Raw genomic sequence first — 11,921 nt, 5'->3', positions numbered from 1 at the left:
TGCCTCGCCGAGCCGCAAGGGCTGGAGTGCGGTGATTGTCAAGACCGAGGGAGTGCCCACAGCCGCTCAAGAAGCGGCGATTGCGGCGCTGGGGGGCGATATCTACCGCCACCTGCCGATCATCAACTCGCTTGCGGTTCGTATTCCCAACCGTCGGCTTAAAGAGCTCGCCGCTCTGCCCTTTGTCAGCCGCCTCTCGTCTGACATGGAGGTTAAGAAGACCGATGAGTTTACCGTGGGGCACTCAGGGGCCGACCAAGCCTGGAGCTATGGCCTTACAGGAAAAGGAATCGGCGTGGCCGTGCTGGACAGCGGTGTCAGTCCCTGGCATCCGGATCTTTCGGAGGGCTATGCCTCCCGTGTTACGAACGGAGTGGATCTGGTACAAGATGGGAGCAAGTCCGGCGACCCCTGCGGTCATGGGACGCATGTTGCGGGAATAATGGCAGGCAATGGCCTCTTTTCCACGGGTAGCTATGCCTACCGGGCATTCAAGGGCATTGCCCCTACCGTGAAGGTGGTGAGTGTCCGTGTTCTTAATGCCGAGGGAAGAGGCAGCGTCAGTAGCACCATTGCAGGAATCCAGTGGACCCTTGATAACCGTGTGGCACAGGGGATTCGCGTGCTGAATCTCTCTCTGGGGCATGAAGTGGGTGAGAGCTACAAGAGCGACCCGCTCTGTCTGGCGGTGGAGAAAGCCTGGAAAAGCGGGCTTGTCGTGGTCTGCGCTGCGGGCAATGGGGGACGACTCTACGGGGCACCGGCTACGGGGCGTAATAATGAGGGCTACGGTACCCGCTATGGCTCTATCCAGTCGCCTGCTAACTCTCCCTACGTCATCACCGTGGGAGCCGTTAAAAATACCTCCGCTAACCTGAGGCTCCTTGATCCGGTTGCGACCTACTCTGGCCGTGGGCCCAGTCGCCTAGATCTGGTGATGAAGCCGGATATCGTTGCACCAGGCAACCGGGTGATTAGTCTCAATGGCGATCTTGGAAGTAACTTCCTGAGTCGCAACTATAGCGCCACCAATGCACTCCCTTGGTTTGAGTATCTAAAAGGAAATACGTCGGGAAATGCCTCCATGATGTACTTCTATCTGTCGGGAACCTCTATGGCGGCTCCGGTGGTCTCTGGGGCTGCGGCCCTCCTCTTGCAGCAAGACCCGAAGCTAACGCCTGATGCCATCAAGGCACGGCTCATGCTCTCCGCCGATAAACTGGGGAGCGATCCCACTGCCTATGGAGCTGGGTTGCTTAATATTCCGGCCGCGCTCAATAACCGTGCCCAACCAACCGTCTATGCACGCAGTCCCGTGCTGAGTCTGAATAGTAGTAGGACGAGAGTTCGGGTAGATGTCTCGAAAGCGATCTGGGGTATCTCGGTCAATGGTACGCAGGCTATCTGGGGCGAGCAAGCTATCTGGGGGACGCAGGCTATCTGGGGTGAGCAAGCCATCTGGGGAAGCACAAACCCGTACTTGTCGATGGGAAGCTTCATGATCGCGGATCCGGTCTGGACCGATCAGGCTATCTGGGGAAGCACGACCGACGCTGTAGATCTGACGAGCACTGCGATCCTGGGAGAGAAGTAAGGTGAAACGAATCAAACAAAGCGCTGTCGCTCTCCTAGGAGCCGTCGCGTGTCTGGGGCTTCCCACCCACGCCGATGAGTTCACCGTGGGGCACACCGGAGCCGACTTGGCCGCCAGCCAGTATGGTGTCACGGGAGCGGGTATCGGAGTTGCGGTCCTCGATAGCGGAGTGAAATTCAGTAACGAGCTTGCACAGACGGTCAGCGGTGGGCCATCACGTATTGTGGCCAAAGCTCTGTTTGCCACCACCAATACTGACGATTTCTGTGGACATGGTACCCATGTGGCAGCGATTATCGCCGGTAATGGGGCTGCCTCATCTGGATCCGGCTATTTCCGTACCTTCAAGGGAATCGCTCCCAATACCAACATCATCAATGTCAAGGTGCTGGACAACCAGGGAAGGGGCACGGTAAGCCAAACCATCTCCGGTATCCAGTGGTGCATCACCAACAGAGCCAAGTTCAACATCCGGGTGATGAACCTCTCACTGGGTCATGCAGTGGGCGAGAGCTACATAACCGACCCTCTCTGTCAAGCCGTGGAAGCGGCGTACCGTGCCGGGATTGTCGTGGTCTGTGCCGCTGGCAACAACGGGCGAGCCAATACCACCCAGACACCAGGGATGGATAACGATGGTTGGGGAAGTGCTTATGGGAGCATCCAGTCGCCCGCCAACGATCCCTACGTTATCACCGTGGGGGCCATGAAGCAGAACCTCTCTACAGCGGTGCCCGGAACCTACACGGGCAACCGTGTTGCCGATAAGATCACGACGTACTCCAGCCGTGGCCCCAGCCGCCTGGACTTTGTGATGAAGCCTGATATTGTCGCACCCGGAAACCGTGTGATCTCGGCGATCGTTGATAAGGGCTTCTTGGATACCGCCTTTAGTTCGACTAACCTGGTGAGGGAGAGCGAGTACAGAACGGGGAGTACCTCGATCTCCAAACAATATTTCTACCTCTCGGGGACGTCCATGGCGGCTCCGGTAGTGTCGGGAGCGGCGGCGCTTCTGTTGCAGAAATTCCCGACCCTGACCCCCGACAGCGTGAAGGCACGCTTGATGCTCTCCGCCGACAAGTGGATGACGCCCAACGGCGGCTGGGACGTGACGGCTTATGGTGCAGGGTATCTCAATATCCCGGCGGCCCTGCGTAATACTGCTATCGCCACCAAGTCCGCGGTGAGCCCCCGGCTCTTCCGGGATGCGGTGGGTAATGTCCTTATGAACACCTCGGATCTGTTTAGTACGGATCAGGTGATCTGGGGAACCTCGGGTCTGAACAATCTCCAGGGTATCTGGGGTGATCAGGTGATCTGGGGTACTAAAGTGATCTGGGGTAGCCAGGTTCTCTGGGGAGATGCCAACTGGACCGATCAGGTGATCTGGGGCACGGGCTCTAGCATGGTAGACCTGACCAGCAAAGCCATCAATGGCGAGAACTAGCGCTCTAGCAAGAGACGGTGACGAGAGGGGAGCATTGCTCCTCTCTCTTTTTTTGTCAGAATTGGTATACAATTCACTGCATGAAAGCTACCCCGCGCACTAGAGAAGCTAAAAGGAAACTATAACCCTTGAGTTCAATGACCGACTCACCGAAATCCACGATCCCTCAATGGAAGTGGTATGTGGTTGCGATGATGCTCTTCGCAACTATGATCAACTACATGGACCGCCAGACTCTGGGATCCATCTCGACGTTTATCAAGGCGGAGTTTAAGCTCGGCGAGGAAGGCTATGGTCAGCTGGAGGCGGCGTTTGGCTACTCCTACGCGGTCTTTCTGCTGCTGGCGGGCTTCCTCGCCGACCGGGTGAACCTGCGCTGGCTCTACCCCATCGCCCTGCTGGTCTGGTCCGCGGCGGGCTTTGCCACCGGCTTTGTGGAGACTCTCTTCCAGCTCCAGGTCTGCCGGATTATTTTAGGCGGCGGCGAGGCGTTTAACTGGCCCGTTGCCGTCGGGATTATCGGGCGAATTATCCCCCGTGAGTCCCGAGCGTTTGCCAACAGCCTCTTCAATAGCGGGATGACATTCGGGGCGGTGGTGACTCCGCTGCTGGTTCTGGCGCTGGTGAAGCCCAGCGGCGAGGGCTGGCGGCAGATGTTCATGATCATCGGTGCCATCGGCCTAGTCTGGGTCGTGGCGTGGCAGTATGTCACGCGCGGTGAGCGGGCAGCCGAGATCGCCCACCCTCCCGCAAAGACCGCCGAGACGGTCACTGTTCCGTTTGTCTCCCTCTTTACGCAGCGAAAGTTCTGGATCGCGCTGGCACTGGGCGTGGCGGTGAACATGAGCTGGCACTTTTACCGGGTCTGGCTCCCCCGGCACCTGGTGATTGACCTCAAGTTCACGGACCAGCAGCTCCAGTATCTCCTCATCGCCTTCTACTTAACGGCGGATGTGGGCAGTATTGGTATTGGTTTTCTGGCCCGAAAGCTCGTCTCACCGACCTGCTCCGTTGAGCGTGCTCGCAAGAAGATTCTTCTCTTTGCCTCGGGGCTGTGCCTCCTGGCGACACCGCTTGTTTTTATCCCGGGGCGTGAGGTCATGGTGCCGCTCTACTGCATCGTCGGGGCCGGGCTGATGGGCGGCTTTGCGATCCTCTACGCGCTGATCCAAGATGTCTCGCCGCAGCACACGTCCAAGTGCCTTGGCGCGGTGGGGGCCACGTCTTGGCTCATCAACTCTCTGCTCCACCCCATGGTGGGCCGTTATGCGGATACGCATATCAATGCCATGGGCAAGTTCGCCCCGATGATCCTGGTGGCCGGTGTGCTTCCGCTGCTGGCCGCACTCTTTGCCCTCACCTGGCCGGAGCACGAGAAAGAAACAAAGTGAGCTTTTTTTAGTCGTGGAGCGACTTTGTAGCCGAGTCTGCGAGGCTCTTAGACGCCGATTTCAAAGGGTTGAGTGCCTGCAGCGCAAGTGCCACCGCTTCGTCGAGCGTGAGCGCACGGCCACCTGCCCATGTCGTTGCATAAGCAGCCTCACCCAAGGTGGCTTTGACCCGGTCGGTATCGTGTAGTTTAGGAGAGGAGATCGCCTTCCCAAACTCTTCTCGTTGCCGCTCTGCTGCTCCCCACAGCAGAGCCGCATTGTCGGGAGAGCCCGTACGCGCAAAGATATCCCCCAGCTCATCCAGACTCAGGACAATCTGCAACGGGCTCCCGATCTCCTGCTGAAGACGTAGTGCTTGATCAAAGAGTGCTCGTGAAGTTGAAATATCGCCCGCCGCCGCCGCAACCGCACTCAGAGCCGCTAGGTCACGCGCTTCCCAAGATCGTTTCCCTGCCTCCCGGTGATAGATCAGAGCCTGCTCGAAGTAGGGCTTTGCGGTGGTGTGATCTTGTCGATCCAGGGCAATCCAGCCCAGTGTATAGAGCGCACCTGCCTCCTCATCGCGGTTCCCAAGCTCGCGACTCAAGGCAATGGACTCCTGACAGAATCGCTCGGCTGCGATGTTGTCGTTCAGGTAACGGTAGATATTGCCCAAGTTCTGCAGATTGGTGGATTCCCACAAGCGGTTTCCCAGCTCGCGGTTGAGGACAAGCGCCTGCTCGCAGTAGGTGAGGGCTGCCGAGTAGTCGCCGAGCTCACTGGTCAGGCTGCCTAGGTTATTGAGCGTACCTGCCATTCCCGCGTTATCTCCCTGTGTGCGACGAAGGCTAAGGGCTTCTTCATACAGAGTGCGGGCAATCGACAGATTCCCCTCCGAAAGTTCTAGGTTTCCCAGAGCATTCAACGCCGCTGCAAGGCCAACCTTGTCCTGAAGCGTGCGCGAGATATCCCGGCTCTCCGAGAAGTGCCCCTGTGCACACGCGGGGTCGCCCCGGAAGTAGGCCATGACCCCTGCCCCCATCAGGGCTTTCGCACGCTCGGGAGTGGGAGCATCCGCCCCTGCCCAAGCGAGAACTGCCTCGATGTGTTCACGCCCCTCACGCTGGTAGCCATAGACCTCCCAGAACTTCCAGAGAGCACCCACCAGACGCAGGCCATCCCCCACTATCCCTCGCACCTGACACCACGAGAGCGCGGTACGCAGGTTGTCGTGCTCCAACTCAAGACGCTCCAACCATACCTGCTGTTGTGGGCCACGGAGCTTTGGCTCTGCCTCCTCGGCCAATTCGAGAAAATAGTCTCTATGCCGTCCCCCCGCACTCTCCGCGCCCCGCTCCTGCAGGCGCTCTTGTGCGTACTGACGGATCGACTCCAAAAGACGGTAGCGTCCCCCGTTCTCACTCTCTTCGTAGAGAGCGAGGCTCTTATCACACAGGGCAGTAAGCCTGGCATGCACCTCAACACCACAGACCGCTTGGGCTGCATCCAAGGTACACCCCCCGGTAAAGACAGAGAGGTCATCGAGCGTTCGCCTCTCGGCGTCACTGAGTAGGTCGTAGCTCCAATCAATCAGGGATTGGAGCGTTTGTTGACGGGGCAGAGCGGTACGCGAGCCTCCCGTGAGGAGCTGGAAGCGCTGGCCGAGTCCGTGATTGATCTCCTCTAGGGAGAGGGAGCGGACACGCGCCGCCGCAAGCTCAATCGCGAGGGGAATTCCGTCTAGTTGCACACATATCTGTGCGAGTGTCGGCGCGTCGGCTTCGGTCACCTGAAAATCAGGACAGACGAGCCGCGCACGATCCACCAGCAGACGGACCGATTCGTAGGTTGTCAGATTCTCCGCTGTTGCAACCAGTGTCGGTTCCGGTAAGGACAGAGAAGGAACACGATAGTGCTGCTCTCCCGAGATCCGTAGTGCCTCGCGGCTACTGGCAAGAATCCGTAGCTCGGGACAGCCTCGCAACAGGACATCCGCGAGCTGGGCGCAGGCATCCACAAGGTGCTCGCAGTTGTCCAGAACCAGCAAGAGGCGTTTGTCCTTTAGGTGTTGGAGCAGTGTCTGTACCCAAGGCTGCCCGTGTTGTTCCTGGATCCCAAGGACATTAGCGACCGTTGGCCAGACCAGTCCCGGATCGACGAGTGGGGCGAGCTCCACAAACCAGACCCCGTCGGGAAACCGTGGGAGAACGGCGGTTGCGACTTGGAGAGAGAGACGTGTCTTGCCACAGCCCCCTGCTCCTGTCAGAGTGAGTAGCCGGACGCGTGCCAAGAGCTGCTCCACCTCGCGAATCTGGCTCTCTCGCCCGATGAAGTTGGTCAGCTGTTGCGGCAAGTTCTGGGGATGGGTGGAGAGCGACTTGAGCGGAGGAAATCGCTCCGGGAGCGCCGGATGACAGAGCTGGTAAACCAGCTCAGAGCGAGTAAGATCGCGAAGCTGGTGCTCACCCAAACAGGTGAAGCAAGTTTCGTCAGGAACGGTATCCTCAGCCAGCTCCTGAGTCACCTGCGTCAGAAGAATCTGACCACCGTGCCCCGTGGCAAGGAGCCGTGCCACGCGGTTGAGGGCAGGGCCGAAGTAGTCATTGTCCCGACTCTCGACCGCCCCTGTGTGCAGTGCTGTACGAACACGAAGGGGAGTTGGGGTCGGCCACACCTGCGCAAGTAACTGGTGCTGGATCTCCAGAGCAGCCATCAGGGCATCGGGAACGTGGGCGAACGCAGCGCAGAAGCCATCCCCAAGCGTCTTGAAGACATATCCGCGATTCTGTTCGATGACTTTCCGGAGCAGGTCATCGTGCTGCACAAGAGCAACCCGCATCGCGTCGATGTGCGTATCCCAGAGCCGAGTACTTCCTTCAATATCGGTGAAGAGAAGAGTCACCGTACCAGCAGGTGGAATCATGCGGTTATTGTAGCCGATGACGGCCCTTCGTGACGGAAACAATCTCTTGGTGTCACTTGCGTCTGCCCGCTAAGGTAAGATGAATTATGGTAAAGAAAGTCGCACTCGTCACGGGCGCAGTGGGGGGCGGGCAGTAGCCTAACTCGGCGTCGTACACCGCGACCAAGCACGCGATCTGGGGGCTGACCAAGTCCACGGCGCTGGATGGCCGTAAGTACAACATTGCCTACGGCCCGATTGCCAATGTCTTGTTCATGACCGTGATGGCCACCAAGATACCACTGGTCGGTTGGGGCTAGTCCCCAAAAGGAGATACTTTATGTCTGACTTTAAATTGCCTTCGGATTTAAGCTACAACCGTGGTCTGGTCGAGAACCCCACCGCGTACGCTAAGGAACGGGGGGCGGCATCGTGGCTCTTTCTTATCGGTGACGAGTTCGCTTCCATGCCTGGGGGAATCTCGTACGCTGATGTACAGAAAGCAGTGCCGCAGACCGCGCGTGTTATCAGCGACCCCCCTCGCGTCTTGACTCTTGAATTAGCGCGGCAGCAGGTGGCGGCTCTTGAGGCGCTCCCACGACCGACGGTGATCACTTGCCGCCTCGGCCCACGCTCCTCTGCTACCGCCTATCTCTACGCTGGACTCAAGCTCGGTGTGCCTTACGAGGAGATCATCGCGGCGGCCGAAGAAGAAAACGCGCCTTTCTGTGCGTCCGATGAGTACAAAGAATGGGTGCGTCTCTCGCTTGAGGTGCTCCGCGAAGAAACCGTCTAGGCTGCTATCCTCGATAACCGCAGGTGGGCCGGGGCTAGCGCTGGGATTCTTAGTTATAATAAGCCATGAATCGCCCTGAAGGCACCGTCACTTTTCTGTTCACGGATATTGAGGGCAGCACCAAGCTCTGGGAAGCGCATCCCGAGGCGATGCAAATTGCCCTCGCCCGCCACGATGCCTTGCTGCGGGAGTCCATCGAAAATGCCAATGGTTACGTCTTCAAGACCGTCGGCGATGCCTTCTGCGCCGCCTTCACCACGGCAACGGATGCGCTGGAGGCGACCCTCGCTGCCCAGCTTGCGCTTTTGGTAGAGCCGTGGCCGGAGCAAACACTCATCAAGGTGCGGATGGCATTGCACACGGGTGCCGCCGAGAGCCGGGACGACGACTACTTCGGGCAGTCCCTCAACCGAGTGGCACGACTCCTCGCCACGGGGCACGGTGGGCAGACGATTCTCACGCAGGTAACACAGGAGCTGGTTCGAGACACACTGCCAGCCCAAGCCACACTGCACGATCTGGGAACGCACCGCCTCAAGGATTTAGCACGGCCGGAGCAGATCTATCAGCTACAGCATCCGGGGCTTACTAGCAACTTTCCCGTGCTTAAGTCGCTCTCGACGCACCCTAACAACCTTCCCCAGCAAGTCACCAGCTTCATCGGACGTGAGAAAGAGCTGGCCGAAGTTGAGTCGCTTCTGGAGAAGACGCGGCTTCTGACACTCACGGGAGCAGGAGGAAGCGGCAAGTCCCGCCTTAGCTTGCAAGCCGCCGCGGACTTACTAGAGCGTTTCCCCGATGGGGCTTGGCTGGTGGAGTTTGCCCCGCTCGCGGATCCAAACCTTGTTGCGCAGACGCTCGCGGGCGTGCTAAACCTCAAGGAGGAGCCGGGTAAGCCAATCACTCAGAGCCTGGTGGAGCACCTCAAGAGTAAGCGCCTCTTGCTGGTGCTGGACAACTGTGAACACCTGCTCGATGCCTGTGCCAAGCTCGCTGACACGCTGATTCGCCAGTGCCTCGGCGTACATATTCTGGCGTCTAGTCGGGAGGCTCTGGGCATTGCAGGGGAGCTAACCTACCGGGTGCCCTCGCTCTCGCTGCCCGACCCGAAGCAAGTGCAGACTCCCGAGAGCCTCTCACAGTACGAAGCGGTGCAACTCTTCATTGAGCGTGCGCTGTTTCAGCAGTCGACGTTCGCCGTGACCAATGCCAATGCACCCGCCCTTGCCTCGATCTGCCACCGTTTAGATGGCATCCCGCTTGCCATTGAACTCGCGGCAGCACGTGTTCGTTCTTTATCCATTGAGGACATCAATAGCAAGCTTGATCAGCGTTTTAGATTACTGACAGGCGGCTCTCGGACTGCGTTGCCTCGCCAGCAGACCCTGCGTTCTCTGATTGACTGGAGCTACGATCTGCTAAGTGAGGCGGAGAAGACGCTTCTGTGCCGCCTGTCTGTTTTCGCGGGTGGCTGGACTTTAGATTCTGCGGAGTCTGTCTGTTCTGGTGATGTGGTTGAGGATTGGGAAGTTCTGGACTTGCTTACGTCTCTTTGTGACAAGAGCCTTGTTGTTTCTGAGCCCTCTGGTTCTAGCACGCGGTATCGTTTGCTTGAGACGATTCGTCAGTATTCTCGCGATCGCATTCTGGAGAGTGGTGAGGAAGCTGTCTTTCGTGGTTGTCACCTGTCGCACTTCCTTGCTTTGGGTGAGTCGGCGGAGCCCCTGTTAACAGGAGCGGATCAAATGCTGTGGCTGGATCGTCTCGAGTTGGAGCATGACAACTTGCGTGCGGCACTGGAGTGGAGTGGTGATTCGTCTTCTTGCTTGCGACTTGCAGGGGTGATCTATCGTTTCTGGTATGTGCGTGGTTACTTTTCCGAAGGTTGTGATCGTCTGTCTCGCGCTTTAGCGGAGGCGGCGGGGGCGGATGCCTCGCTTCGCGCGAAGGCTCTGAACGGGGTGGGTTTGCTTACCTCTAGTCTGGGCGACTACCCTGCAGCGCGTTTACTGTATGAGCAGAGCCTGGCGATTGCGAGGGAGGTCGGTGACCGGGAGAGCACCGCCCGCGCACTGGGCAATCTAGGGCTAGTGGCCGTGTATCAGGGCGACTACCCAGCGGCGCGAGTGTACCAGGAGGAGAGCCTGGCGATCCGTAGGGAAATGGGTGACCGAGGGGGCATCGCTCGCGCATTGCTCAACCTGGGTATGGTGCCCGCTTCTCAGGGCGACTACCCAGCGGCGCGTTTGCTGTATGAGCAGAGCCTGGCGATTGCGAGGGAGCTTGGTAACCAGGGAGTAGTCACCAACGCACTGCTCAACCTAGGGAGTCTTGCCTCTTTTCAGGGCGACTATGCTTCTGCGCGAGTGTACCAGGAGGAGAGCCTGGCGATTGCGAGGGAGGTTGGTAACCGGGGCGGCATCGCCAATGCTCTCAATGGCTTGGGGGATGTGGCCTCTTTTCAGGGCGACTATGCTTCTGCGCGAGTGTACCAGGAGGAGAGCCTGGTGATTGCGAAGGAGCTCGGTGACCGGGGTAGCATCGCCAATGCTCTCAATGGCCTTGGGAATGTGGCCTTTTCTCAGGGCGACTATGGTTCTGCACGTTTACTGTATGAGGAAAGCTTAGCGATCAAGAGGGAAATCGGTGACCAGAAGGGCATCGCCTACTCACTCCAGGGTTTGGGGAATGTGGCCTTTTCTCAGGGCGACTATGGTTCTGCAGGTGGGTTATATGAGGAGAGCCTTGTTATTACAAGGGAGATTGGCGACCTAGGGAGCATCCCCCTCACACTGACCAACCTGGGAAATGTTGCTTCTGCCACCGGAGTTTTGGTTCTTGCTTCCCAGCTCTGGGGTGCTGCGGAGCGACTGCGCGAGGAACTCGGAACCCCTCTCTCCCCCAGTGACCAGCAAGAGCAGGACCCGCAGGTTGCTGCTGCCCGTGCGACGCTAAACGATGATGCCGCCTTCGACGCGGCGTGGGCGGAGGGTCGCGCCTTGACGATGGAGCAGGCAATCGAGCTTGCGCTGGGAAAACAGAAGGTCAGAGAGTGAACATGGACAAAAAAGTGGCATTGGTGACGGGAGCGGGGAGCGGCGTGGGGCGTGCCGTGGCGCTGGCGTTTCTGCGGGCGGGCTACGCGGTTGCATTGGCAGGGCGGCGCTCGGACGCGCTGGAGCAGACCGTGGCTCTGGCGGGCGAGGCTAGCACTCGCGCACTGGCCGTTCCCACCGATGTGCGTGATCCGGAGGCGATTCGAGCGCTCTTTGCGAAAACGCAAGCGGCGTTTGGGCGGCTGGATGTGCTCTTCAACAACGCCGGGATCGTCCGCAATGGCCCGATTGAGGAGCTAAGCCTGGCGGACTGGCAGGCCGTGGTGGAGACGAATCTGACAGCGAGTTTTCTGTGCACGCAAGAGGCGTTTAAGCTGATGAAAGACCAAGACCCGATGGGTGGACGCATCATCAACAACGGCTCGGTCTCGGCGCAGGTGCCGCGCCCTAACTCGGCGTCGTACACCGCGACCAAGCACGCGATCTCGGGGCTGACCAAGTCCACGGCTCTGGATGGCCGTAAGTACAACATCGCCTGTGGCCAGATTGACATTGGCAATGCGCTCACGGACAACACGCAGAAGATGGCGCACGGGGTGCCTCAGGCAAGTGGCGAGCTTGCCGTCGAGCCAGTGATGGATGTGGAGCACGTGGCACAGTCCGTTCTGCACATGGCAAGCCTGCCGCTGGATGCCAATGTCTTGTTTATGACCGTCATGGCCACCAAGATGCCGCTAGTGGGCCGTGGGTGAA

Annotated in this window: 7 protein-coding genes and 1 pseudogene; 7 read left to right on the top strand and 1 reads right to left on the bottom strand. The window is 58.9% G+C overall.

Features of this window, described 5'->3' with window-relative positions; translation table 11 throughout:
• From RMO15_RS28750 to RMO15_RS28740, 3 genes are all read left to right on the top strand, one after another.
• Positions 1–1,594, top strand: a 1,594-nt coding sequence (locus RMO15_RS28750; RefSeq protein WP_309721144.1) for a S8 family peptidase, incomplete at its 5' end; no start/stop codon positions are given.
• 1 nt (position 1,595) lies between these two features.
• A complete protein-coding gene (locus tag RMO15_RS28745) occupies positions 1,596–3,044 on the top strand; it encodes a S8 family peptidase (protein WP_309721141.1) in 1,449 nt (482 codons plus the stop codon).
• Positions 3,045–3,181: 137 nt separating this feature from the next.
• Positions 3,182–4,435, top strand: a complete 1,254-nt coding sequence (locus RMO15_RS28740) for an MFS transporter (protein ID WP_309721150.1) — start codon at positions 3,182–3,184, stop codon at positions 4,433–4,435.
• A 7-nt stretch (positions 4,436–4,442) separates the two neighbouring features.
• Here the strand turns inward: RMO15_RS28740 and RMO15_RS28735 are convergent, their stop codons facing one another.
• Entirely contained in the window at positions 4,443–7,337 is a 2,895-nt protein-coding gene (locus RMO15_RS28735) for a tetratricopeptide repeat protein (RefSeq protein ID WP_309721138.1), read from the bottom strand.
• Between the two features lie 137 nt (positions 7,338–7,474).
• On the opposite strand from RMO15_RS28735, the pseudogene RMO15_RS33495 reads away from it, so the two are divergent.
• The 4 genes and pseudogenes from RMO15_RS33495 to RMO15_RS28720 form a co-directional block, all read left to right on the top strand.
• Positions 7,475–7,636, top strand: a pseudogene (locus RMO15_RS33495) (3-oxoacyl-ACP reductase); the annotation flags it as partial.
• A gap of 20 nt (positions 7,637–7,656) precedes the next feature.
• Positions 7,657–8,112, top strand: a complete 456-nt coding sequence (locus RMO15_RS28730) for a hypothetical protein (protein ID WP_309721135.1) — start codon at positions 7,657–7,659, stop codon at positions 8,110–8,112.
• A gap of 65 nt (positions 8,113–8,177) precedes the next feature.
• Positions 8,178–11,168: a tetratricopeptide repeat protein gene (locus RMO15_RS28725; protein WP_309721132.1), complete on the top strand. Its 2,991-nt coding sequence runs from the start codon at positions 8,178–8,180 to the stop codon at positions 11,166–11,168.
• A 2-nt stretch (positions 11,169–11,170) separates the two neighbouring features.
• Entirely contained in the window at positions 11,171–11,920 is a 750-nt protein-coding gene (locus RMO15_RS28720; protein WP_309721147.1) for an SDR family oxidoreductase, read from the top strand.
• Position 11,921: the final 1 nt, after the last annotated feature.

This window comes from Armatimonas sp. (genome assembly GCF_031410135.1).
GTDB lineage: Bacteria > Armatimonadota > Armatimonadia > Armatimonadales > Armatimonadaceae > Armatimonas.
The sequence above is the reverse complement of the archived record's forward strand: the minus strand, read 5'-3'. Positions and strand labels throughout refer to the sequence as shown.